The 23,633-nt window shown below is 42.2% G+C and carries 23 protein-coding genes; 6 read left to right on the top strand and 17 right to left on the bottom strand.

Annotated features, from left to right (window positions below; translation table 11 throughout):
* The first annotated feature begins 272 nt into the window (after window positions 1-272).
* Window positions 273-1,073, top strand: coding sequence for a glucosamine-6-phosphate deaminase (gene nagB / locus ACTS60_RS16460; RefSeq protein ID WP_440889127.1), 801 nt, complete (start codon window positions 273-275; stop codon window positions 1,071-1,073).
* 83 nt (window positions 1,074-1,156) lie between these two features.
* Here the strand turns inward: nagB and ACTS60_RS16455 are convergent, their stop codons facing one another.
* From ACTS60_RS16455 to ureG (ACTS60_RS16445), 3 genes are all read right to left on the bottom strand, one after another.
* Window positions 1,157-2,023 (bottom strand): glycerol kinase, encoded by an 867-nt coding sequence (locus tag ACTS60_RS16455; RefSeq protein ID WP_440889126.1) that lies wholly within the window; start codon window positions 2,021-2,023, stop codon window positions 1,157-1,159.
* 722 nt (window positions 2,024-2,745) lie between these two features.
* The gene (locus tag ACTS60_RS16450; protein ID WP_440889125.1) at window positions 2,746-3,450 is read right to left on the bottom strand and encodes a carbonic anhydrase; all 705 of its coding nucleotides are present in this window, start codon (window positions 3,448-3,450) and stop codon (window positions 2,746-2,748) included.
* An 855-nt stretch (window positions 3,451-4,305) separates the two neighbouring features.
* On the bottom strand, window positions 4,306-4,929 hold the full coding sequence (gene ureG / locus ACTS60_RS16445) for an urease accessory protein UreG (protein WP_440889124.1): 624 nt from the start codon (window positions 4,927-4,929) through the stop codon (window positions 4,306-4,308).
* A 773-nt stretch (window positions 4,930-5,702) separates the two neighbouring features.
* On the opposite strand from ureG (ACTS60_RS16445), the gene ACTS60_RS16440 reads away from it, so the two are divergent.
* Both ACTS60_RS16440 and rnk read left to right on the top strand, forming a co-directional pair.
* Window positions 5,703-6,548, top strand: a complete 846-nt coding sequence (locus ACTS60_RS16440) for a helix-turn-helix transcriptional regulator (RefSeq protein WP_440889123.1) — start codon at window positions 5,703-5,705, stop codon at window positions 6,546-6,548.
* A gap of 223 nt (window positions 6,549-6,771) precedes the next feature.
* Complete coding sequence (rnk, locus tag ACTS60_RS16435) at window positions 6,772-7,164, top strand: nucleoside diphosphate kinase regulator (RefSeq protein WP_440889122.1); 393 nt, start codon at window positions 6,772-6,774, stop codon at window positions 7,162-7,164.
* A 68-nt stretch (window positions 7,165-7,232) separates the two neighbouring features.
* On the opposite strand, the gene ACTS60_RS16430 is transcribed toward rnk, so the two are convergent.
* Both ACTS60_RS16430 and ACTS60_RS16425 read right to left on the bottom strand, forming a co-directional pair.
* Entirely contained in the window at window positions 7,233-8,498 is a 1,266-nt protein-coding gene (locus ACTS60_RS16430) for a RidA family protein (RefSeq protein ID WP_440889121.1), read from the bottom strand.
* Window positions 8,499-8,616: 118 nt separating this feature from the next.
* Window positions 8,617-8,799 carry a hypothetical protein gene (locus ACTS60_RS16425; RefSeq protein ID WP_440889120.1) on the bottom strand — a complete coding sequence of 61 codons (183 nt, stop codon included), beginning with the start codon at window positions 8,797-8,799 and terminating at the stop codon, window positions 8,617-8,619.
* Window positions 8,800-9,793: 994 nt separating this feature from the next.
* Between ACTS60_RS16425 and ACTS60_RS16420 the strand changes: the two genes are divergently transcribed.
* Window positions 9,794-11,326: a SulP family inorganic anion transporter gene (locus ACTS60_RS16420; protein ID WP_440889119.1), complete on the top strand. Its 1,533-nt coding sequence runs from the start codon at window positions 9,794-9,796 to the stop codon at window positions 11,324-11,326.
* A 105-nt stretch (window positions 11,327-11,431) separates the two neighbouring features.
* Window positions 11,432-11,659 carry a PAS factor family protein gene (locus ACTS60_RS16415; RefSeq protein WP_407833562.1) on the top strand — a complete coding sequence of 76 codons (228 nt, stop codon included), beginning with the start codon at window positions 11,432-11,434 and terminating at the stop codon, window positions 11,657-11,659.
* A gap of 120 nt (window positions 11,660-11,779) precedes the next feature.
* Here ACTS60_RS16415 and ACTS60_RS16410 read toward each other — a convergent pair whose 3' ends face one another.
* From ACTS60_RS16410 to ACTS60_RS16400, 3 genes are read right to left on the bottom strand one after another with little or no spacing between them, the layout of a single operon-like run.
* Entirely contained in the window at window positions 11,780-12,784 is a 1,005-nt protein-coding gene (locus ACTS60_RS16410; RefSeq protein ID WP_033008126.1) for a FecCD family ABC transporter permease, read from the bottom strand.
* A complete protein-coding gene (locus tag ACTS60_RS16405; RefSeq protein ID WP_440889118.1) occupies window positions 12,777-13,766 on the bottom strand; it encodes an ABC transporter substrate-binding protein in 990 nt (329 codons plus the stop codon). Before ACTS60_RS16405 ends, ACTS60_RS16410 begins: the two co-directional genes overlap by 8 nt.
* Window positions 13,767-13,775: 9 nt before the next feature.
* On the bottom strand, window positions 13,776-14,537 hold the full coding sequence (locus tag ACTS60_RS16400) for an ABC transporter ATP-binding protein (RefSeq protein WP_079401603.1): 762 nt from the start codon (window positions 14,535-14,537) through the stop codon (window positions 13,776-13,778).
* 273 nt (window positions 14,538-14,810) lie between these two features.
* On the opposite strand from ACTS60_RS16400, the gene ACTS60_RS16395 reads away from it, so the two are divergent.
* A complete protein-coding gene (locus ACTS60_RS16395) occupies window positions 14,811-15,587 on the top strand; it encodes a helix-turn-helix transcriptional regulator (protein ID WP_440889117.1) in 777 nt (258 codons plus the stop codon).
* Between the two features lie 116 nt (window positions 15,588-15,703).
* Here the strand turns inward: ACTS60_RS16395 and ACTS60_RS16390 are convergent, their stop codons facing one another.
* The 9 genes from ACTS60_RS16390 to ACTS60_RS16350 form a co-directional block, all read right to left on the bottom strand.
* Complete coding sequence (locus ACTS60_RS16390) at window positions 15,704-16,756, bottom strand: DMT family transporter (protein WP_440889116.1); 1,053 nt, start codon at window positions 16,754-16,756, stop codon at window positions 15,704-15,706.
* A 196-nt stretch (window positions 16,757-16,952) separates the two neighbouring features.
* A complete protein-coding gene (gene ureG / locus ACTS60_RS16385) occupies window positions 16,953-17,567 on the bottom strand; it encodes an urease accessory protein UreG (protein ID WP_009696564.1) in 615 nt (204 codons plus the stop codon).
* Window positions 17,568-17,597: 30 nt separating this feature from the next.
* Window positions 17,598-18,344, bottom strand: coding sequence for an urease accessory protein UreF (locus tag ACTS60_RS16380; protein ID WP_440889115.1), 747 nt, complete (start codon window positions 18,342-18,344; stop codon window positions 17,598-17,600).
* The gene (gene ureE, locus ACTS60_RS16375; protein WP_009696562.1) at window positions 18,295-18,804 is read right to left on the bottom strand and encodes an urease accessory protein UreE; all 510 of its coding nucleotides are present in this window, start codon (window positions 18,802-18,804) and stop codon (window positions 18,295-18,297) included. The genes ACTS60_RS16380 and ureE overlap by 50 nt, the downstream gene beginning before the upstream one ends.
* 19 nt (window positions 18,805-18,823) lie before the next feature.
* Window positions 18,824-20,527 (bottom strand): urease subunit alpha, encoded by a 1,704-nt coding sequence (ureC, locus tag ACTS60_RS16370; RefSeq protein WP_045383082.1) that lies wholly within the window; start codon window positions 20,525-20,527, stop codon window positions 18,824-18,826.
* An 11-nt stretch (window positions 20,528-20,538) separates the two neighbouring features.
* The gene (locus ACTS60_RS16365) at window positions 20,539-20,859 is read right to left on the bottom strand and encodes an urease subunit beta (protein ID WP_440889114.1); all 321 of its coding nucleotides are present in this window, start codon (window positions 20,857-20,859) and stop codon (window positions 20,539-20,541) included.
* 10 nt (window positions 20,860-20,869) lie between these two features.
* Window positions 20,870-21,172: an urease subunit gamma gene (gene ureA / locus ACTS60_RS16360; RefSeq protein WP_440889113.1), complete on the bottom strand. Its 303-nt coding sequence runs from the start codon at window positions 21,170-21,172 to the stop codon at window positions 20,870-20,872.
* Window positions 21,173-21,250: 78 nt separating this feature from the next.
* The gene (locus ACTS60_RS16355) at window positions 21,251-22,159 is read right to left on the bottom strand and encodes an urease accessory protein UreD (protein ID WP_440889112.1); all 909 of its coding nucleotides are present in this window, start codon (window positions 22,157-22,159) and stop codon (window positions 21,251-21,253) included.
* 460 nt (window positions 22,160-22,619) lie between these two features.
* Window positions 22,620-23,453, bottom strand: coding sequence for a helix-turn-helix transcriptional regulator (locus ACTS60_RS16350; protein ID WP_440889111.1), 834 nt, complete (start codon window positions 23,451-23,453; stop codon window positions 22,620-22,622).
* Window positions 23,454-23,633: the final 180 nt, after the last annotated feature.

Genomic DNA, 23,633 nt, shown 5'->3' with positions numbered 1-23,633 from the left:
TACGAAACAAAGACCTACTCAGTACCAACAACATTGAAAAACTTAATTTCAATCATAAATTTTAAACTCTGAGCAGCAATGCAAGACACACTAAAGCTATCTTGATAGGTGAGAGTTTGTAAGAAGCAAACGTAACAACTGTTGAGAAAAGCAACATTGATTAAAGAAAAAGCAAATTTTTGACCTAAAACAATAGCAGTTCCCCATAACTTATTTTATAATGCGAATTAATGTTTCAGGACATCTTAAATTCCAATAACTAGGGGCACAAAATGAGACTTATCCCGTTAGCTCAGGCAGCACAAGTAGGCAAGTGGGCGGCAGCACACATCGCTAAGCGTATTAACGACTTCCAACCAACTGCTGAGCGTCCATTCGTTCTGGGTCTACCTACTGGTGGCACTCCTCTAGCAACTTACAAAGCATTGATCGAACTTTACCAAGCTGGTGAAGTAAGCTTCGAACACGTTGTAACATTCAACATGGATGAGTACATTGGTATCCCTGCAGATCACCCAGAATCATACCGTTCATTCATGTACAGCAACTTCTTCAACCACGTAAACATTCAAGAAGCGAACATCAACCTTCTTAACGGTAACGCGGAAGATCACGAAGCAGAATGTCAACGTTACGAAGACAAAATTAAATCTTACGGCAAGATCAACCTATTCATGGGCGGCGTGGGTAACGACGGTCACATCGCATTCAACGAGCCAGCATCTTCTCTGTCTTCACGCACTCGCATCAAGACACTAACTGAAGACACTCGTATCGCGAACTCTCGTTTCTTCGATGGCGACATCAACCAAGTTCCTAAGTACGCACTGACTATCGGTGTAGGTACGCTACTAGACGCTGAAGAAGTAATGATCCTAGTAACGGGCCACAATAAAGCGCTTGCTCTAGAAGCAGCAGTAGAAGGCAGCGTAAACCACCTATGGACGGTTTCTGCACTTCAGCTTCACCCTAAAGCAGTGATCGTTTGTGATGAGCCTTCACAGCAAGAGCTTAAAGTGAAGACTGTGAAGTACTTCTCTGAGCTAGAAGCGGAAAACATCAAAGGTTTCTAACCCTTCGGGTAACAACCAAAGATAAACGCTGAATACACAAAACCCGTGAATCATCACGGGTTTTTTCGTTTCTGAGCAATAGCCTAATAGGCTTGAATGCCAAACTGGCGTAGACGTTTAGGCAACACCTCATCAAGATTATCTAACTCGAACGGCTCAATCTCAATCAGGTTAAAATTGTGCTGCTCATAAACAACACGAACCTTCTCTCGCTCTACTTCCAGCATGTCACCCGTGTCACTACCCCAAAACTGCAAATAAACTTTGCCACCTGGTAGATAGAAGTCACTCGTCATATCTTGGTCAATCGGTAGTTGGCGTTCATACGCATGCACCACGCCTGCCAAATATAACCAGTTATCAATAAGTAGTTCCCCTTTAGAGCGAACGTAATGGCCATCCAAAGTGCGGTGTTTAGCTTCAAACTTCTGGCGAAAGCTGGAAAGCGACCTGTCTGTCGAATGAGACTCGGCATCTTGCCCCAAAAACTCAACCACAGACTGCTTGAGACGCTTGTTACGCAACACAACATCATGCCAAACCACAAAGGTGCTCTGTGACTCTTTGTCAGTTCTCTGTTGCCCACCTGCACGTATACCAGCTTCGGTTAGACTCCAGCCTTCTTCCGATTTTCTGATCCATCCTAATTCGCTCAATAACTGGTTCATGCGCTTAGCATTGAGCTTAAGCTTCTCACCAAGCTGCGTTGCGCTATACGTTTTGCCAGAAGAGGTCGCAAGTTCAATGTGCAAGTTGGTCGGCCAGACAATGAACTGTCCAAACTTCGGGTGATCGACATATTCGCCGCCAAACTTGCCCCCCTCTTCGGTCAAAATCCATTTATCATCTTGGCGAACAATATAGCCAGCGCGTTTAAGGTCAGCAAATAACGCCTTGGCTTCTAGCTGACGCATTTTTGCTAACGCCGATGTGGAAATTTTCTCTGACATAACGCGCTAACTCCTAAATATCGCGAATAAAGAATCCTAACTCTGACATTGCTACCCGTTAATCTTATCGTTCTGTGAACAACATATGCATATTAACGCATTGATTTCATTGCTTGAAGTAAGAATAGGTTAGATTTTCTATCCACTGCAAAAAAGGGCCACTTAATACGGTTAACTTGGTAAATAAGCGCAAAACGGTAACAATTTTTCTGAAACACAGACTTAAGGCCAATGACGACGCTGACGATTAATACGCTCTATCAAGTAAAACTGACAATCTTCCATTCAGCTCACTTTTTCACAACCCCAAAATACAACTGAGCTCCTCTAGGTATTTGAAAATGTGCCAGCTTCGCTTCGATGCAAGCTCAATATCGGCAAAACCATCAGACTCACTGAAAACAAAACCATTTATAATTTATAAGGTTAGTTCTGTTTTAGTAACAAAAATCATTTGATGTACTGCTAATAAGTCGAATGTTAAATTGGTTTTGGTTAGTACATCCGGGTGTAATGTATGACTGCGCTCGATGTCGCTTAAGTGTCAAATCTCCAAGGATGGAGTCCCCATCAGGCACTTGAGTTCCACTTGATGTATGCTCTTATTTTTAATATCAAAAAGGACTCGTTAAGAGTCCTTTTTTTCATTTAAACAACCATGTATCGCAGATAGCGCGCAAAACGCATTAGACTACAAGCTATCATTGATGATTATTTAATGATTATTTGATGATGAGTCGAGCATTAATCGGCTGAATCGGGCGATTATTTTTGCCCATGATATCCATAAACGCTTTCACTTGCGCTTCAGATACCATTTCAACATCTTTCAAAACCAGCCAACGAACACCTTCAGAACATGGTGGTGTGGTTAACGAGCCATTGAATCGGTAGTAGCTGTGCTTAGAAGGAATGAGCGATTTGATACTCACAGACTCAACGCTGGTTGTTTTACCCTCTTCAAACTCTTGCTTCAGCAACTTGCTCAGCGTTGGATTTTCATCCCCTAGCTTATAGAAAACGGCGACAACAGCGAGATTGCCATCTTTATCGGTATGAACAAAGTGTGCCTCAAGCGGGTACTCTTTTCCGTCAACATGGTTTTCAGATGGTGTGTGGAAGTGAAATTGAGAAAGCGTGAATTTTTTACCGTCAACCAGAAGCGTGTTATTGCCTTCAACATTGGCTTGCAGAGTATGGCCATTATCAATGGCAGAAACGGCATTGCCTAGGTAGTTAATGTTTATCTCATCCATAAAACCCAACACGGTTGATTGAATATTTACTGGGCTTTGGTTCTTACCTTGTTGGCAATCTTCAGAGAATTTACCCCAAAATTCAGGTCCATTCTCACCTTCGTATCCCCAATGCGCAGCATATGCTGTAGAGCTCAATAGCAGGCTAATCGCTAACAGTGATTTCTTCATCTTATCCTCATTTTAATAAATTAAGAAAAATCAGATAATTAGTAAACCGTCAAAGTCATCACAGTGTCAGATAAATACAAACACAACCATAATCAACATTTATCAAAATAAATTACACAAATATTTAAATAAATTTAGAAAGAATACAATAGTGAGATTTGTATTTCATCATTAGACTAGACTATTTCAACATCAAGAAATTAGAACAAAATAAGTTGAAGAGATTTTATTATGCACTAATAATCCAACCATAAAGCGACCATCGTCTAAAACCCCATCTCTTTATTAGAAGCATATCTCTACTAATAACAATTTACTTTAGAGTCCAATGCTCAACAAAACCATCATTGAAAAAGACATGCAATTATGAATGAATATATTTACGTTTATGATGACAAAATATTGGATGAATACTTGGATAAACTGAATGCCAGTAAGAGTATTGTAAACAGATCGACGCTAAGATTACTTGCTAATGAACTCAAGATTGAACTTTCGGTCGGCCGACTGAAAACTAAAGAATTCTATGACTATATAAAAAGACCAAAGAATCACATTAGGTTAATAAAGTAACGACTATTTAGCTATACGCTCCAGGTGTTTAGATTCAAACTCAACATCCGCTATATATATTGAACTAAAACACTGGTCATATACTATAGCTTTTATCAAACGTTACTATTGTTTGATTTCACTTTTTGTTCCGTAGATTTAAACATCTACTTATTCTGCACAATGATCCTTCAGCAGCTTTAACTCTTTAAAGCTGCTTTTTTTTATTGTTTTCAGTGTATATCAGACATAGAAGCGACTGTGGATAAGCGCCATTGTTGATGCGTAATGATGTATTTGCCACTATCTCTTTTCTAGCATGCCTTTATCGACAATGAAGTCGATGATTTCCTGCAACCCTACTCCTTCTTTCAAGTTGGTAAACACATAAGGTTTTTCCGGACGCATACGCGCGGTATCGGCTTCCATGACTTCTAGTGACGCACCAACATAAGGCGCAAGGTCTATTTTGTTGATAACAAGCAGATCAGAGCGTGTGATACCCGGCCCGCCTTTGCGTGGAATTTTCTCTCCTTCCGACACATCAATTACATAGATCATCAAATCTGCCAACTCAGGGCTGAACGTTGCACTCAGGTTATCACCACCACTTTCGATAAATACCACATCTAGGTTTTGGTGCCGCGTAGAAAGCTCTTCCACCGCTGCTAGGTTCATTGAGGCGTCTTCCCTAATCGCGGTATGCGGGCAACCACCTGTCTCGACCCCAATAATACGGTCTGCATCTAAAGCTTCCGCTTGAGTCAAGATTTTTGCATCTTCTTGTGTGTAGATATCATTGGTGACCACTGCAATTTGATACTGGTCTCGGATGGTTTTGCAGAGAACCTCCAGCAATGCCGTTTTACCAGAACCAACAGGTCCACCAACGCCAATTCGCAAAGGTTGTTTGTAGTCTTCTTGCATAAGAATTTTCCAAAATAATGGATAGGAGTAAATATTTGATATATTTTAACTAACGATGAATAAGCCGAAAGTTATTGAAAGACAAATGAGCAATAATCATCAATGCGTAATTGATGAGTAGGTATATGGCGTATTAGAATTTTGAGTAAGGTACTAGGTTTTGAACAAGGTACTAACTTTTGAATAGTTTGAGAGTGATTAGGCAAACTCATTGGCCAAGCTTTAGACTAACTAACCCGTAAATATTGATAACGAAGGATTGCAATTTTTATCATCAACAATAGCTACATGATTCGACTGGTAGGTTATGTCTCCTAACCACTCTCGAAATAAAATATACAATAATAATCTCATCATTCCATTCCGATATCAGCCCATAAACTTTAGATATAAACCTCAAAGTAAGTCATCTAAACATTATGGTCCAATATCTATATCTGCTGGTATTCAAGATTATTTAAGCACCTCTTCAGCATGAAGAACATCACCGCCAACTGGTCTCATAACAAAGAACTTATCAGCTGACTCTTAATCTTAATTTCGATTACTGATAGAAACACCATCATTACCCTTTACTTTCAATTACTTAATCAAAAAATCAATAGCACGCATTTAGAAATTAGCTCAAATTACTAAGATAATGCACTTTCTTTGATGAATTTATGAAAAGTAGGAGTAAGTGGCGTTATACTGTGCATTGTACCGTCGCATGGATGCTTTTCTTTTAGCCCAACTTACTGCATGTAGTAAGCCCAATTATGAGATAAGCAATAGTGGAATATAGATATATTGAAATGTACAAACCAGTGAAACTTGAGGAGTTTTACGTAGAGTATCACTACATTGTAAACATCGCCTTTGCGAAAGGGACGGTTTACATCAATGATCAGCAAATCACCATCGATGGCCCATCAACATTAATCATTCCGCAGTTTACTTGCCTGTCATGTCATTTGACTCAGAAGTCGTCATTCTCGCCCTTACAAATTCAGCTGTTAATCGTGACTGATGAGATGCTAGAAGGCTCGCTACTTCAACTTCCTCAAAAACGTAGCTTTATTAAAAACACTGTAGCCCATCAACTGCCAACACCAGTGGATGTGGACAATAACTTTCAGCTACTCAAAGAAGTGTATGACTCCTTAAGTAGAGATGCGTTAAAGATCATGTTCTTAGAGCAAACGCTTTACTTCATACTGCTCTCTCTTTGCGAATCGGGTATCGATGTTTTCAATGTCTTTCAGTTCAATTACGAAGAAAGCAAACGCGAAGTGATCGCACGAATGATCACGAAAGAACCACAAAGAAAGTGGCAAATACAGGATGTCGCCAAACAACTGTTTACTTCAACTTCTACATTGAGAAGACATTTACAAAAAGAAAATTTATCGTTTAGCCAGCTATTAGTCGACGTAAGAATGGGGCTCGCACTGAACATGTTAACGTTCACTTCCTATAACGTTTCACAGATCAGCAACCGTTGCGGGTTTGGCAGTGCCGCTTACTTTTGTGATGCCTTTAAACGCAAGTACCACCTGACACCGTCACAGTTCCGAATCCAGTCTAAAAAGACCAGTGATGCGTCTCTTGTATCAACAAGAAGTAACGAGGTGAGCTAAAGACTCTAAATTGAAGTCTAGGTGCAGGACTTAGCGAGCAAACATTAAGATTTACGACCATTTCGTTCTGATTTTCACTTAAATAACCAATCCTTGAGTTTAGGTAACATTTTCTCTAACCATGCATGAGTATGGTATCTCGCTTTATGCAATAGAAAATTTCACTATATACCCGAGCCGCCTCAAGGTACTTGGGCATGGAAATTAGATTTAGGGAACTATTATGTCTAATTCGATCACCGTTACATCTGATGACTACAACAATATCTGTCGATTACTTGATAACATTCCGAATTTCACCGACGAGCTGCTTAAATTAGAAGAAGAAATTGACCGCGCTTTGATTGTCGAGCCACATGAGATTAGTAGCGATATTGTCACGATGAACTCTAAAGTGACGTTTAAATTCCTTGGTGAGGAAGAACAAATTCGGAAAGTGCTCGTTTATCCAAACCAAGTGAAAGATAACTCACATATATCCATACTAGCCCCGATTGGCATGGCACTTATCGGACTGTCTGTCGGTCAATGCATCGATTGGACACTGCCAAATGGCAACAAGAAAACCATCGAGATCTTGGATGTCGTTTTTCAACCAGAAAGAAATATAGAGTAGAAATAATCCAACGAGTAATTTCAATCATTAGCCATCACTCCTTACCAGAGTGATGGCTTTGTGTTTGATTACACTTGTGGCGGTGTGCCTTCTGCATTTGAAAGCACACAATCCATTTGAACTTTTGCACCTAGCGCGATGTTAGATACAGCAATCACGGTTCTTGCTGGCAAATCGCCATCAAAGAAAGTGGCGTACACCTCGTTGATTGCATCAATATCAGCAATGTCAGTCACTTGAATATTGACCTTAACCGCATCATTCATCACGTGGCCAATACTCTCAACGATCGCTTTAATGTTTTTCAAACATTGCTTAGCTTGCTCTTTTACCCCACCTTGAACCAGTTCATGGTTCAGTGCATCCATCGGCAGTTGCGCGGAAATGTGGTTATAGTGAGAAAACGCCACAGTTTGCGTCGCAAGCGCATCAAGAGGAGCGTTCAGCGTGTTGTTTGCCTTAATCACAATGCCGTGGCGATCTTCAACTTCTTGCGGCGGCGTGCCGTCACCATGAGAAATCACAGCATCAATTTGTACTGCTGCGCCCATTGGCAGCGCAGATGCTTGAATAACTGAGCGCGCAGGCACGTACGCCACTGCTCTTGCAATCGCAGAGTCGGGGAAGAAAGTACGATACACTTCGTTCACTGACTCGATATCAGCCAGATCTTGTAGGTAAACGGTCGTTTTTACGATGTCATCCAGCGGAACATCAATGCTCTCTAGGATGTGCTTGATGTTTTGCAGACATTGCTGAGTTTGTTCTTTTACACCACCTTCGACCAAGCTTCCTGTCGTGGTATCAATAGGCAACTGTGCTGAGATATTATTGTAGTGTGAGAATGCGACAGTCTGGGTAGAAAACGGACTCGTTGGTGCCAGTTCAGTATCACGCGACACCTTGATTAAATCACATGGCTTTTGTGGTGTGGTCCCCTCACCATTTGAAATAAGCGCATCCATTTGTAGCAACGCCCCTTCAAAAGGTACCGCCTCAATCGCCAAGACAGTACGTGTTGGCAGAAGATTCGTAAAGAAAGTCGCATACACCTTGTTCACTGCTTCTGCGTCATTAATATTGGTCAAGTAGACATTCACTTTAACCACATCATCCATAACGTGATCAATGCTCTCTACAATTCTTTTAATGTTCAAAAGACACTGTTTGGCTTGTTCCTGAATGCCACCTTCAACAAGTTGGTTGGTTTGAGGGTCAATTGGCAGCTGAGCAGAGATGTTATTGTAATGAGAAAACGCAACACTTTGCGTTGAGTGACTATTCATTGGTGCACTATTTGTATTTCTCGAGCATTTTATAATGGTGCCAGTCATTTTAATGTTACCTTTAAATTAATGATAAGGACATTTAACTTACGTGAACATCATTTAGGCTAGAAAAGAGAGTCATTAGTTATATTTAATTCCAATTAAATATCGATTCGTAAAAGAATTAACCGCTTCTTTTATATCCATCTTTTAAACCATAGATAAATAGAGCAAGGATCAACAAAGAAGCGGTAGCAATCAGAATCGTACCTAATATATCGACTTTATTTAAAGAGAAGGCAATCATCCCGGATAGAACACCGACAAGGATGATTAAATCAATTAATATGCCTCTAAATATTTTCATACCTCTCCTTTCACAAACAATCCACATCGTAAGTAAAACTATAAGATTATGCTGATTATTTAGACGCACTTCATTACAACATGCGCGCATTATGTTTAATTTTTACACGCAGTGCTCTTTAACTATCTTCACCGTTCTATAATCTTTTTACCTACTCACAACTTCACGTCCCATATCATTAGTAAAACAAAACTAAATTGAACAGGAAAAGACTTTTTTTATTTTATAAATTAAACAATTAAGTCATAATGTTTTGAAATAATAAAAAACATTTCATGCCTACTTGTCGTTATAAAGCCCAGTTTGATAAAGTCCTCTCGCTCATATGAGATAAGTAACCTACTTAAAAATAACTTTATTCCGCTCTTGCACAACTTAGCCCTATCCAATTTTGGTTAGGGCTTTTTTTGAGGTAGAAAATGAACTTAGAAAGGATTGACTATTCATCTATTGAGGACTTTGAGATTAGGTTAAAACCTTTCGATGCCACATACTGGAATAAGATATTAAGTTTTCTTGACTCTATTGATGATGTCACCTCCTTTTCTTTAGATGCAGAAGATAACGTCTTTGTTGAACTGGACTCTAGTTTACTCTTCTATAACTGTGAAAATTCAAATAAGTATAAGTTTAATTTCGATAACGTTTTTATTTGTAAGTTCAAGTCTATCGCCAATGATGGATATAGCATCCGCTTATATTCCAATGGCATTAACTTTTTATCTCTCTAACTGATAATAAGCCAAAGAAATATGTACGAAAAAACAGACAAATTATGTCCAAATTGCTTTCGTTGGCTACTAAAAAACACAGCCAAAGCCGAGATATATTGCCCTGACACGATGTCATGTAGGGTAAAAGGCCCTTTGAGTATGCCTCCTCTAACCGTCACTAAAGCACAACTAAGAAGAACCTTAGTTAACGAGATCAGAAAAGACAAAAACTATCAAAATCTAACGGTCATCAAGCGAATAAATAAACTATTGGGTTTAACATGAAAAAAGATATCCTCTCAGGGCTAACCGTTGCATTGGCTTTAATTCCTGAAGCCGTAGCCTTTGCTTTTGTGGCTGGCGTTGATCCTATGGCTGGCCTGTACGCAGCCTTCATTGTAGGGCTTGTCACCTCTATCATTGGTGGGCGTCCTGGTATGATTTCTGGTGCAACCGGAGCGATGGCAGTCGTCATGGTATCCCTTGTGGCGATTCACGGCGTCCAATATCTTTTTGCCGCAATTATGCTGGCAGGCATCATTCAGCTCACTGCGGGGTTATTCAAACTAGGGAAATTCATCCGAATCGTACCTCACCCGGTGATGATTGGTTTCGTAAACGGCCTGGCGATTGTTATCTTCCTAGCGCAGTTAGGCCAGTTTAAAGCGCCGGACATCAACGGCATACTGACTTGGCTACCACAAGATCAAATGCTACTAATGATAAGCCTAGTTGCATTAACCATGGCAATCATTCACTTTCTACCAACGCTCACCACTGCTGTACCATCTTCTTTGGTCGCAATCGTCACCGTTACAGCACTTGTTGTTGGATTGGATCTAGAAACGCGCACAGTCATCGATTTCCTGCGCACCATGTCTGTTGACGAAACCGCAACACTAGCAGGCTCGCTACCTAGCTTCTCCATTCCAGCGGTACCATTTACGGTAGAAACACTGCAAATCATTTTGCCTTACGCTGTCATCCTTGCCGCAATTGGTCTGATCGAATCACTACTCACACTAACAATACTGGATGAAATAACAAGCACACGTGGTCAACCTAATCGCGAGTGTATCGGGCAAGGCATCGCGAACTTGACCTGTTCAGTGTTCGGAGCAATGGGTGGTTGCGCAATGATTGGTCAGTCCATGATCAACGTAAATTCAGGTGGACGCGGGCGTCTATCGGGCATCGTTGCCGCTATCTCGCTCTTGCTGTTCATCCTATTCGCTTCTTCACTGATTGAGATGATTCCTCTCGCAGCCCTTGTTGGGGTGATGTTCATGGTGGTGATTAGCACATTTGAATGGGCGACATTCAAGCTTGCACGTCGAGTACCTAAACAAGATTTCTTCGTTATTGTTTTAGTTACCGTGGTAACCGTGTTGACGGACCTTGCTATTGCAGTAGCGGTAGGCGTGATTGCCTCGGCATTAATGTTCGCATGGGAACACGCGAAATATATTTACGCAGAAACAAGTATCAATGAAGAAGGCATAAAAGAGTACAAAGTCTATGGGCCGATCTTCTTCGGTTCTACGGCAAACTTCCTAGAGCTATTCAACGTACATGACGATCCGCAAGACGTAGTTGTCGACTTTGCCAACACTCGAGTGACTGACCATTCCGCCATTGCAGCCATCGTGACTTTGACAGAGCGCTATCAGGCTCAAAACAAGAAGATTCACTTAAAGCATTTGAGCCCTAGTTGCCGCCAACGCTTGGATAAAGCGAGTAATCTAAACCAAACCAATATAAATGAATCACCAAACTATACGCTTGTGGTTGAAACACTGAATCGCCAAGCCTAACGCTTCCAATACTGATGAACACGACCACCACCGAGTATGTACATGCTCGGTGGTGCTACTTTATTTAAGCCCTAACAACGTAGAAAACAAAAGGACAAACAACAGATGAAGACTGTTATTCATGAAACCCTATTACGCTTATCCTCAGCCCCACAAGAGTCCCATGTTCAAATTAGGCAGGAGCTCTACAACACTCTAAGACTGCCATTCGAGAAGCAGTTAGCGCTATATACCCATGTTCTTGGTCCAGTAAGTTCCGGTCAATTGTCCAGCAACCAGAGCTTAACCAGAGCGGTTGGCGATGCGGAAAGAATCATCCTAAGCAACAAGTAATCGACGCCGAGGAGTCACTTTCTCACGCCCTTAACCAAAAAAGTCGGCCTCACCACTTTAAACGGTGAGGCCGACTTATATAGCAGAGTTATCTCCATGACCTTGGGATTCTATCTCGCCTTATTTCTTTCTAAGTACGAAAAACAGAATAAACATAGAGCCAATTGCTGAAGTCATCAGACCTATGGGTAACTCCTGACCAGGGATCAGTACTCGGCTCATCAAGTCACTGGCTGAGAGCAGCATCGCGCCAATAAAAGCACATAAAGGCAATAGATAACGATGACTTGGTCCGGAAAATGGTTTCGCGAGATGCGGCACGATAAGTCCAACAAAGCCAATCACGCCACTTAAAGAGACAAAGATGGCTGTAGAGAGTGCCGATAAAATAAACACGGTCACGCGGAGGAATTTGACGCTTACACCCAGTGAGTTACTGGTGTCCTCATCCACCAACATAGCATCAAGCGAACGCCAGCGCAGCATGGTAAACAGTGCGAGCACAATAACCCCAACAGAAGCAAACGGTAGATTCTCCCATTTTGCCAGCCCTAATCCCCCCATCGACCAAAAGAGAATATTGCTCGCCGAACGTTGATCGCCGGTATAAATCAAGTACCCAGTAATGGCACTAAACAGGAACGAAACCGCCAACCCAGATAAGATCAGGCGCTCAACCCCTTGAGACTTTTGCAAAAAGAACACTAGGATAACCGAAGCTGCGGATAAGGTTGCCCCAGCAAATGCTGCCACCGGTAAAGACCATTGACCTAACGCTAAATCGAAATGGCTGATAACCGCAACAACGCCAGCCGATGCTCCCGCGGATAACCCGAATAAGAATGGGTCAGCCAAGTCGTTCTTGGTCACGGTCTGCAATAGCGCCCCCACCATGGCAAGCCCAGCACCAACTAAAATCGCGAGAAGAAATCTAGGAATTCGAATCTCACTCAAAATAACGTTGGTCATTGCAGGTAGCGAAGCGTGGTCAAAGGTAAAAAACTGATAAACAGCGGAAAAGGGGATGTTTATTGTTCCGTAAGAGAGCGAAAGGAACAGTATGACCGATAGCAGCATCAGGCTTGCCACGATAGCAAGCCAAAACTTTACATTCGAATTACTCATGAATCACGATACCAGCCTCGGGATGGAGCTTGGCTGCAATCTTCTTGATGGCAACTACATTGTTGGGGCCTGGCGTCAGCTCACTGTACTTCAGCCGCAAAAATTGACCATTTTTCACCGCTTTCGTTTGGCGCATTAGAGGGTTGTCACTCAGGTTTTTTATCGAGCTGTTGCTCGCTGCATCATCTGAGCTGCCATAATCCACCAAAATGATCATATCAGGATTATGAATGGCGACTTTTTCCCATGGTGCAGTGCCCCAACTAAAGTTTTCGTTGCCCATCACGTTGACGCCACCAGCTGCTTTGATCAGCGCATGAGGCATAGCAAAGCGCCCACTAGTAAAGGGCTGATCAATGCCTGAATCGTAAAGGAACACCTTCTTGGTTGGATAAGCTGATACCTTTGCCTCTATTTCGTTGAGGTCTTTTTTCCAGCTCTCGACTAAGCTTTGTGCTTTATCACTCTTATCGAAGACCTTACCCAACTTAAGGACATCGCCGTAAAGCAGCTCCATAGAAGCTTCTTGTTTCTTCTTAGTGATGTGAGCGCAGCTTTCGCTGAGTACCAGCGTCTTTACACCAAAGTGCGCTAAGTTTTGTGGCGTTAGATCCGAGCCAAATTTAAGACCATAGTTCCAACCAGCAAACAGGAAGTCCGGATTCTTTTCTAGTAAAGGTTCTAGCGTTAAGTAACGCCCAGAGATTTCGGGAATATCGCCCAAGTCTGCCTTGAACTGATCGGATACTTGATACCACCCTGTAATACCATTTACCGCCACCATGTTAGGTTGTAGCCCCAATGCGAACGCCATTTCCGTCATATTTAGGTCTTGGAATACCGCCCGTCTTGGTGCTTGTTCAAACGTCAACACGTCCCCGCAGCTTTCAACGCTGACTGGGTAATGTGGTTCCGTCGGTGCATTGGTGTTTGCGTAAACAGAGACAGATAAAAACAACGGCATCAAGCATATTTTTTTCACGGTAACTCCTTAATCTATTTCAAAAAAACGGATCGCTTTTCCTGTTGTAGGATGTAAGAAATGAAGGGTATTCAAATCAAAAGTATCTTTTATCCAGTGGGCGTTGAGCGTGTTTTCGACCGTATCGCACACCTGCATCTTGCCTCGATTAATGATCATCACTTGGTCGGCAAAGTATTCGGCAAGGTTTAAATCATGTAATACGGCAATCGTCGTGATCTGCTTATCCTTAACGATTTTGAGAAGCTCTATTCTCGCTTTAGGGTCTAAGTGATTCGTCGGCTCATCCAAAAGCAGCAACTTGGGCTCTTGCACCAACACTCGCGCTAAGTTGACGCGCTGAAACTCTCCACCAGAAAGCTGCCCAACTTTTTGCTCTCTTAACGCCTCCAGTCCAAGCTCGGCGATCACGCGGGTAATGCATTCGTTGTCGTATTGGCGTGTGGAATAGTGAAAATGAGGAAATCGCCCCAGTGAAATATAATCAAGCACTCTCATTTGTGGGTCGACGGTATTATTCTGCCCCATAAATGCAATATATCTTGAACGCATTTTATGGTTATAACTCGAAAGTGGTTTACCCAGAAAACTCAATTCACCAGAGAATATATTCACCGTACCCATAATGGTGCGAATAAAGGTCGATTTTCCGCACCCATTAGGACCAACAATCGCTAAGAACTCTTTCTCTTTTAGACTAAAGCTAATATCCCTAACTAACTCCGTTTTAATGCCTAGTGACAATCCCTTAATGGTTAACACTTCTTTCACATTAATAAGCCTTGCTAGTTAATATTTAGCCATTATCAAATAAAAAAAAACGTAGTCAATAAAAACAGAAAATAAAAAATATGTTTTTAATTATGATTTAGAAATATATTCATTTTACTTAGAAATAGGGCCCTATCCTTTATTCATGTGAAACGAATAGCAAAGTTAATTGAAAAACTACTATATCAAATAGCTAAATTTTCAATCGTGACAATAGATATGAAGTATAGAAAAGTAATTGACTGTAAAACGATAACACTCAGAGAGTTTTATGTGGAACATCATTACATAATATATCTCTCTGAAGCCAAAGGACTGGTGTGCATCAATGACAGTAAGATCGCCATTACCTCCCCAACTATCTTGATGATTCCTCAATACAGCCGAGTTTGGTGTGACTTACGCAGCGAGAGCCCATCACAGTGCATTGAGGTTCAAATACTGACCGTATCCAACCATACGATTGACTCTCTGCTCTCTAAAGTTCCACAGCGTGCGCTAGGTAGCAATAGCATCTCTTACGCTATCAGTGACAACTTCGAGATAAAGGACAGGTTCAGAATATTAAAAGAGGGACATGACACATTAAGCAACCACGCTTTAAAGGTGTTACTGGTTGAAGAGTCTCTATTTTTTATATTTTTAACAATGAGTTACTACGAAATGGATATTATTCGAATGTTCAAGTCCGATCATTACCAATCAAAGCGAGAGGTCATCACTCGAATGATAAGCCAAGATCCGACTCATAAGTGGCAAATTGAGGAAGTCGCCAGCAAGCTGTTCATCTCCTCTTCCACGCTAAGAAGACACTTGAATAAAGAAGACGTCTCTTTCAGCCAATTGCTGTTAGACGTAAGAATGGGCATTGCACTCAATATGCTGACTTTCACTTCCTACAATGTCAGTGAGATCAGCCATCGTTGCGGCTTTGGTAGTTCGGCTTACTTCTGTGATGCATTCAAACGAAAGTACAATCTAACGCCCTCAAAGTTCAGGCAATATTCTAGAGAAAACAACGGCTCATCGCTGCTAACACTCAAGTACTAATCACTTCCTCATAATCAAACAAACACAATCGAAACGCATAATCTACACAACCTAAAAAAGCCCAATATTAGCGTTAATATTGGGCTCTATTTTGTTCACGCTGTAAAGGATAAAGCTTAACTTCTTACTTTAGCAGGCTCGCCTCTGAGCTTATTTAACAAGGCAGTATGCAGACCATTCTGATATGCCACCGCAGTAAGAACAATTACCACACCGATTGATTGCAGTAGCGTTACCGATTCACCACTTGTGAATGGTGCAACAAGAACAGTAGTAATTGGGCTTAATAGCAATAGACCTGCAACAACGGTTGGATCCAAGTTTACCGAACCAATTTGTACAAATACCCAAGCAACCGCATGACCAACAACACCTAAGATCACAATCCAGATCCAGTTGCTCATATTAATCGCATCACCCGCAATAGAGCCATCGGCTGCTGTTAGTGGTAGTTTACCGTCGACGAGAACACCCGTGGTAATGTTGAAACCATGAGTATTTGCCATAACAATTGCAGCAGGAATAAGCTGAGCAAGGAATACCCACATTAGCGGCTGGAAGTAACGACCTGCGTTTAGTGTGCCCGACTTACGGCTAGTGTAGAGGTATAGCGCGTAACAAATGCCCGATTTAATACCTAATATCGTACCCACTAGCGCAATAGGGTAGCCCCACATGGTACTTGGACCTTCAGATGGGCCACCTTCTAGCACACCACCCGCTAGTACAATACCGAACAACATGATCGGTACTAGGAACCAGAAGCTTTTCTCCGGTTTAAACTTATCAAAAGTCATGGCAAGCAATGGCATGATGATAATTTGTAGGTTAAGCAGGATAGATGAGATACCCGCACCAATAAAGAAGATCGCAAAGTTCCAAGAGGTCATATCAAGACCAAGGAAAATACCTGCTATAATAGCGAGTACAAAACCAGATTTATTAATTAGGCCTTTCTTTTTAATTTCGGCAACGGCAAATGGAATCAAAACCAAGAAGCCGACAAGACAACGTAAGAATGCGTTGGTTGCAGGTTCAAAGTTTGCTTCTTTTACCATGATTGCAGAAAACGCCAAGGCGAAAATACCAATCATAATAAACATATAAGCAAGTGGTTTGCTCATTTTCTTCTCTGGTCCAGATGTGGACGCGGTTCTAACTTCAGACATAAATAGCCCCAGAATGTAAATAAAAGTAATATTGGTTTTTTTAGTCAACGCATATTGTTATTTAGCAAAATAAAAATATGCGTTAATAAGCCATACCAGTACTCAATGACTGGTATGACTTAATTAATACAGAGTTAAAAAATTGCGTAGGGAGACGCTAGAGTAAATATCTTTTTATATTAAAAGAAAATTGATGCTATCTACGGTCAGGCAGCATGCCTTCTTTCAAAATAAAGCTAATGATTTCTTCTAAACCAACACCGTCATGTAAGTTCGCGAAAATAAATGGACGATCGCCACGCATCTTCTTCGCATCACGGTCCATAATATCGAGAGACGCATGTACATATTCAGCAATGTCGATTTTATTAATGATCAATAGATCTGACTTAGTGATACCCGGACCACCTTTACGTGGGATCTTGTCACCTGCAGACACATCAATAACGTAAATCGTTAGGTCAGACAGCTCTGGGCTGAATGTCGCAGCTAGGTTATCACCGCCAGATTCGATCATCACGAGCTCAAGATCTGGATGACGCGATTGTAAGTCGTTCACCGCAGCGAGGTTCATCGAAGCATCTTCACGGATAGCAGTATGTGGACAGCCCCCCGTTTCTACACCAAGAATACGATCTGATGGCAGCGCGTCATGCTTTAGCAAGAAGTCCGCATCTTCACGGGTGTAAATATCGTTCGTTACAACCGCGATGTTGTAATGATCTTTAAGTGCTTTACACAATTTACGTAGCAGCGCTGTTTTACCAGAACCAACAGGACCGCCTACACCAACACGTAAACACTGTGTCATATTAATTTTCCTTTTGTTCTTTAAAGCAAATTAGCTTCGAAATAGTCTTGAATATTGCGTTTCATGTTTTGCACTTCCTAGCGCTAAGCCAGGAAGTGTTGGGCCTAGCTCCCAATCCTCTAAGCAGAGGGATGCTTCAACCGCTTCAACAAGCTTAGGTTGCAGTCGAATACACAAGCGCTGTGCTGCGGTATGCCCCAGCGGCAGCGCTTTACATGCCACCGCTAATTGGTTTTCTAACCATCCCCATGCAAAGCCCAGCAAGCTCTGTCGAACAGGAATATGGTTAAGCTGTGCCACCCAAGCAAACATGGTTACGTATCCAGGTTCTTGAAGCTGTTTTGCTCCCTCAACATGGCGCTGAGGGTGCATTTCTAGATTGGTCAGTAAGTCTATTAATGCTTGACCAAGACGAATGTCTTCTTCGCATAACTCAGACGTTTCGCGATTCGCTAACAGCCAATCGTTCCAAAACGTCACTTCTTGGCAATCGCTATTCGCCCAAGAGCGATACAAGCGTGCTAACACAGGTAATTCGCAACGCGATAAACCGTCATCAAGTACGCCTTCCAGCCATGCACCAAGCTCTTCTTCGTTTTTCACCCAACCAAGCTCAAAAGCGCTTTCTAGCCCTTGTGACCAAGCAAACGCACCAATAGGAAGTGCTGGGCTAATAAATTGCATCAAGCCAAGTAGTGCTAGATCACCGACTTCACGATCAGAAGTATTAGTGTTCATGCTGATGCCCGTGGTGATGGTGGCCGTGAGAGTGATCATGAGATTGCTCACGACCAACATGTGCGTATGCACCGGATTCTGGGTCAAAAGGCGCTTGATGATGCGTCAATGTTGCACCAAGCAGCAGTGCCAGCTCTTCAAGCACATGGTCCGGTGTCATTCGTACCCAACAACGTCCGTCTTCATCCTGACCAACCGCAAGCAATGTGTGGCGGTTGCCTAAGTGATAGCAAAGGCGAGCGAGAGGAAGCGTACCGTTGATGTATGCCGTCGTGACGGGTTCGTTCGCTGCATGGACACGAATCACTTCACCAGTTTTCGCTTCTAGCAGGTCGCCATCACGTAATACTGGTCCACGATCAAGAAACAAACCGACATCATGTCCCTTTTCCGTCACTCCTTTAAGGCGTCCTCGGATACGCAGCTCATAAGGAAGAATAAGACTATCGAATACCTCACATTCCGTATTGGCATCTAATCGTTTTGTTAGTTCAAGCATTGCAAGCCCTTACTGTTAATTAGAACAAATGGTAGCGTTGAGCCAACGGAACTTCTGTTGCTGGTTCACACGTCAATAGAACGCCATCCGCACTTACTTCATAAGTTTGTGGATCAACGGTCAGCTCAGGACACACGTCGTTGTGCTTCATGTCTTGTTTGGTCTTGTTACGAACGTCTTTACACGCAACAAGCGGGCTGTTCAGACCCAGTTTTTCTTCTAGGCCAGTGTTCATCGCAGCTTGGCTAACAAACGTCATACGCGTCGCTGATACTGCGCGACCCAAAGAGCCGAACATGTTGCGGTAATGCACCGGTTGAGGCGTTGAGATTGCCGCGTTTGGATCGCCCATCGCAGCGCCTGCGATCATGCCACCTTTCAAGATGATAGATGGTTTAACGCCAAAGAATGCCGGTTTCCAAAGCACCAAGTCCGCGAATTTACCTACTTCAATCGAGCCCACTTCGTGTGCGATACCGTGAGTGATTGCTGGGTTAATGGTGTATTTCGCGATGTAGCGCTTCGCACGGAAGTTATCTGCCCCAAGATCTTGGTCTTCAGGAAGTAGACCGCGCTGTACTCGCATCTTGTTTGCAGTCTGCCAAGTACGACATACAACTTCACCCACACGTCCCATTGCTTGTGAATCTGATGACATCATCGAGATCACGCCCATATCGTGAAGAATGTCTTCTGCGGCGATACTTTCGCGACGAATACGAGAGTCTGCAAACGCAACGTCTTCAGGGATGTTTGGATCTAGGTGGTGACACTCCATCAACATATCCAAGTGCTCATCAACGGTGTTGATGGTGTACGGACGCGTTGGGTTTGTTGAAGAAGGCAGTACATTTGGCAGTGCACAAGCTGCAATGATGTCTGGAGCGTGACCACCACCCGCACCTTCCGTGTGGTAGGTATGAATACAACGATCTTTAAATGCAGCTAGCGTATCTTGTAAGAAGCCAGATTCGTTCAAGCTATCTGAGTGAAGCGCAACCTGAACATCGTAGCGATCTGCTACGTTTAAGGCGTTGTTGATACATGCCGCTGTTGCACCAAAGTCTTCGTGGATCTTCAGGCTCATCGCGCCAGCTTTTACTTGCAGCTCAAGTGCTTCAGGCGTACTTGCACTGCCTTTACCTAGTAGACCGATGTTCATTGGTAGATCATCAACCGCTTGCATCATCTTGCCGATGTGCCAAGGACCCGATGTGCTGGTTGTCGCTAGACTGCCTGTTGCAGGACCAGTACCCCCACCAATCATGGTCGTTACACCGCTCATCAGCGCTTCATCAATCTGTTGCGGACAGATAAAGTGGATGTGTGTATCGATACCACCCGCAGTTAGGATTTGGTTCTCACCTGCGATGATTTCAGTACCAGGGCCAATGATGATATCAACATTTGGCTGTACGTCTGGGTTGCCCGCTTTGCCGATTGCTGCGATACGACCTTGCTTAAGACCAACGTCAGCTTTAACGATGCCCCAGTAATCCATGATGATGACGTTAGTAATGACGGTATCCATCACTGCATCATCACAACGCTGGCTCTGGCCCATACCGTCACGGATAACTTTACCACCGCCAAATACGACTTCTTCACCGTAGTGCGTATGATCTTTTTCAATCTCGATCCATAGTTCTGTATCACCCAGACGAACTTTATCACCCGTCGTAGGGCCGTACATGTCTACATACGCTTGTCTAGAAATCTTCATTACTGTTACCTTTACTTAGAATTGTTATCTAGTGAGCCCATCACGTCACCACGGAAGCCGTAGACTTGACGTAAACCAGCGAATGGAATTAGTTCCACTTCACGGGTTTGACCTGGTTCGAATCGAATTGACATGCCAGCAGCAATCGCTAGGCGGTGACCATAAGCAAGCTCTCGGTCAAAGGATAAAGCGCGATTCGCTTCAGCAAAGTGGTAATGTGAGCCAACCTGAACAGGGCGATCGCCCGTGTTAGAAACTTTTACTGGGATAGTTGTGCGGTCGCTACATAGCTCAATGTCATCAGCTTTTAGTTGATATTCACCTGCGAACATGAAGGTCTCCTTAAATAATCGGGTTATGCACAGTCACGAGCTTTGTGCCATCAGGGAAAGTTGCTTCTACTTGTACCGTTTCAATCATTTCAGCGATGCCAGGCTGAACGTCATCACGAGTTAAGATTTCACGACCTGCACTCATCATTTCTGCAACGGTGCGTCCTTCACGTGCGCCTTCCATAATTGCGCAGCTGATCAGCGCAACAGATTCTGGGTAATTCAGTTTGATGCCTTTTTCTTTGCGTCTTTCAGCAAGAAGACCTGCAGTGAACAAAAGTAATTTGTCTTTATCTCTAGGTGTTAATTCCATCGTTTACTCCGTTTCATTATTTTCAATATAAAACTGCATCATTAAGTGGTTAATGAGGCGTTACAGTTCGGATTTAGATTAAGTCAGCCATATTCTTGGTATAACCGGAGCCATACCGATGAGTAGCGGGCGTAATACTTCTCTCGCTTGTTGGAATAAGTCCCAAACTTCGTTTCTTTCGGTACCGAGATAACGAATCACCAACACACCACGTCGCTCGCTCACCGCCCAACGATCGGAAGCAGGCATGTGTTCTCTCAGTGCTAGGATTGCTTGTTTAGGATCTTCTAGACCAACCGCCCACATATTGGCGTGTACGGTTGCACCACCTTGCCCCCACTTACCGGTAAAGCGAGGATGAGTTGGATCCACCGTTTGTCTTTCAAGCCACAAGGGCTTGCCATTTTGGTAAAGGTTGAATTGTTGAGTGATGCGTCCACTGTTAAATGGCAGTTCACTTGCAGGTCGCCCAAGAACGGTAATTTCCCAACCTAGACACTTGGCGTTGTTACCTAAATTAATCGTGCAAGTTTGGTCACCAATAGAGCCATCAAAAGCAATCGACTCTTGAGGAAGCCACTCTAAAATCGCGTTATCTTCAACATCCAAATTGGTGTGTTGTTTCCATGGCACCAAGTTGCGGTCGGCTTTATACAACTTGTTTGCGGCAGGGGTTGTCACTAAAGCATGAGCCTGGCTGTCTACACTGATGTTGAAGTTCAGCTCATCGCCACTCACTAACCCACCTGGTGGGTGCAGAATGTAGACATGACAACAGCCATCTCTTCCCTCTGGATAGAAAGGTCTTTGAACAATGAGAGGTCCAAAATGTCGTAGGGTATTTAATCGCGTGACACTTGTACTGCCTTCAGCATGAGCACCAAATTTTAGGGTCAAAGATGCTAACCACTGACGATTAATACCAAAGCCTTGTTCAGTGCAAGACGCTTTGGGTTGTTCAGTCGTTGCCATTTGGAAATCTGTCATATGAACATACCTTTCTACCTACCTTTAAATAAAAAATTACGATTAAAATGCCTATTACTTCTAAATAGGTAATAAGTGAAATAGGTCAAACTTCAACGAATAACGCCGAATTAGAATAGAAACTACAATTGATTGTAAGTACCTAGCTTTAAGTGAGTTTCAAAATAGATATCCCACTTTAATTTAACGCAGATAATTACTATTAATATATTTACACAACTACATAGCTTTCTAAGTCTGCGCTGTAATGAATGGATACAATATACAGTAATAGTGCTGAGTCTAAATTAGACATTTTGCCCAAAAGATTACAATATAAACATCAGATTGACTCTATTGTTAATAGAATATTTAAAACTATTTCTTAGCAATCAAACCCAATTTTTAAACCGTGAAATGACTCACAACTCCAATAATTAGCGAATTTAAGATAATGACTAATTTCTTTCAATAAAGCGGTTTATATTATGGGTTTTCTATAGTTACTCCTGAACTGCTGAGGCGTTACGTGTTTATTTTTTTTAAATACAGTACAGAAATACGCAGAGCTCTTAAATCCACAAAGATTGCTTATCTTTAATATGCTAAAGTTACTAAACTTTAGATACCTGGTGGCAACATTGAGCCTTACCTCGTTGAGGATACAAGAGAATGATTTCTGCTCCGCTGACAATCCTCTCCTCAGTGTAGAGACGCTCGTCGCCATAGACAAAGCCGCAGCTTCAAGTGTCCAGTGCTTTTTAGGCTCGCGCATCAGCAGATTAGACAACCTTTCAGAGATCAAAAGCTCGCTCTTAATGTTTAATACAACATTTATATCTTTGTTTTCTAAATGTAGATGGATTAAAAGTTCAACAACACTTTGTCGAAGAATGGCTTTGTTCAACCTCTCCATACAAGGATGTCCATCGACTACTCGATTCATTAGAAATACATCACAAAAATCTTTTTTCTTAGACTTTATGAAACTACCACCATCATTAGAATGACAGGCTCTTCTGTTTCTCTTATCAAAAATAAATTTGTTGAGTTCATATAAGTCATGCTTAATGCATTCAATGTCAGTATCGTTTAAGCTAATAAAATCTAATTCAGCCTGATCACTTACTTTCGAAAGGTTAACACTAATAAAAGAATTTTTCGGAATGATAATTAAACTATTGTTAAAATCAAAAACCGGAGAACCATTGATACTAACGTCTCCTTTATAGCCTGAGACCCTAGCAAATATAATCTTTTTAGTCCTATAGTTAGGTAGCTTAAAATTGCCGGAATTAATATTATGGAAAAACATTGCTATCAATTAGTTAACATCTGAATATTACCGAGCATACTAGCAAGATAGAAGAATCTTTATGCGACATGTATCGATAATCAATCCATAAGTAGAGTTATATGACTTCAAATCTAAATCACTAAGTCCAACTCTCGCTGAGGTATGCTGTTTAAGTCATAGTAAACACTGCCTAGGCCG

The organism is Vibrio sp. WZ-1 (genome assembly GCF_052037695.1).
Taxonomy (GTDB): Bacteria; Pseudomonadota; Gammaproteobacteria; order Enterobacterales; family Vibrionaceae; genus Vibrio.
This window is presented reverse-complemented; position numbering and strand designations above follow the sequence as displayed.

Bases quoted from the DNA above. Each gene is read 5' to 3' on its own strand.
- ACTS60_RS16420 (WP_440889119.1), top strand. From the start codon at position 9,794: ATGAAAAAAGATATCCTCTCAGGGCTAACCGTTGCATTGGCTTTAATT.
- ACTS60_RS16355 (WP_440889112.1), bottom strand. From the start codon at position 22,159: ATGACAGATTTCCAAATGGCAACGACTGAACAACCCAAAGCGTCTTGC.
- ureA (WP_440889113.1), bottom strand. From the start codon at position 21,172: ATGGAATTAACACCTAGAGATAAAGACAAATTACTTTTGTTCACTGCA.
- ACTS60_RS16455 (WP_440889126.1), bottom strand. From the start codon at position 2,023: ATGTCAGAGAAAATTTCCACATCGGCGTTAGCAAAAATGCGTCAGCTA.
- rnk (WP_440889122.1), top strand. From the start codon at position 6,772: ATGTCTAATTCGATCACCGTTACATCTGATGACTACAACAATATCTGT.
- ACTS60_RS16415 (WP_407833562.1), top strand. From the start codon at position 11,432: ATGAAGACTGTTATTCATGAAACCCTATTACGCTTATCCTCAGCCCCA.
- ACTS60_RS16450 (WP_440889125.1), bottom strand. From the start codon at position 3,450: ATGAAGAAATCACTGTTAGCGATTAGCCTGCTATTGAGCTCTACAGCA.
- ACTS60_RS16380 (WP_440889115.1), bottom strand. From the start codon at position 18,344: ATGATCACTCTCACGGCCACCATCACCACGGGCATCAGCATGAACACT.
- ureC (WP_045383082.1), bottom strand. From the start codon at position 20,527: ATGAAGATTTCTAGACAAGCGTATGTAGACATGTACGGCCCTACGACG.
- ACTS60_RS16410 (WP_033008126.1), bottom strand. From the start codon at position 12,784: ATGAGTAATTCGAATGTAAAGTTTTGGCTTGCTATCGTGGCAAGCCTG.
- ACTS60_RS16425 (WP_440889120.1), bottom strand. From the start codon at position 8,799: ATGAAAATATTTAGAGGCATATTAATTGATTTAATCATCCTTGTCGGT.
- ureG (WP_440889124.1), bottom strand. From the start codon at position 4,929: ATGCAAGAAGACTACAAACAACCTTTGCGAATTGGCGTTGGTGGACCT.
- ACTS60_RS16390 (WP_440889116.1), bottom strand. From the start codon at position 16,756: ATGTCTGAAGTTAGAACCGCGTCCACATCTGGACCAGAGAAGAAAATG.
- ureE (WP_009696562.1), bottom strand. From the start codon at position 18,804: ATGCTTGAACTAACAAAACGATTAGATGCCAATACGGAATGTGAGGTA.
- ACTS60_RS16365 (WP_440889114.1), bottom strand. From the start codon at position 20,859: ATGTTCGCAGGTGAATATCAACTAAAAGCTGATGACATTGAGCTATGT.
- ACTS60_RS16430 (WP_440889121.1), bottom strand. From the start codon at position 8,498: ATGACTGGCACCATTATAAAATGCTCGAGAAATACAAATAGTGCACCA.
- nagB (WP_440889127.1), top strand. From the start codon at position 273: ATGAGACTTATCCCGTTAGCTCAGGCAGCACAAGTAGGCAAGTGGGCG.
- ureG (WP_009696564.1), bottom strand. From the start codon at position 17,567: ATGACACAGTGTTTACGTGTTGGTGTAGGCGGTCCTGTTGGTTCTGGT.
- ACTS60_RS16350 (WP_440889111.1), bottom strand. From the start codon at position 23,453: ATGTTTTTCCATAATATTAATTCCGGCAATTTTAAGCTACCTAACTAT.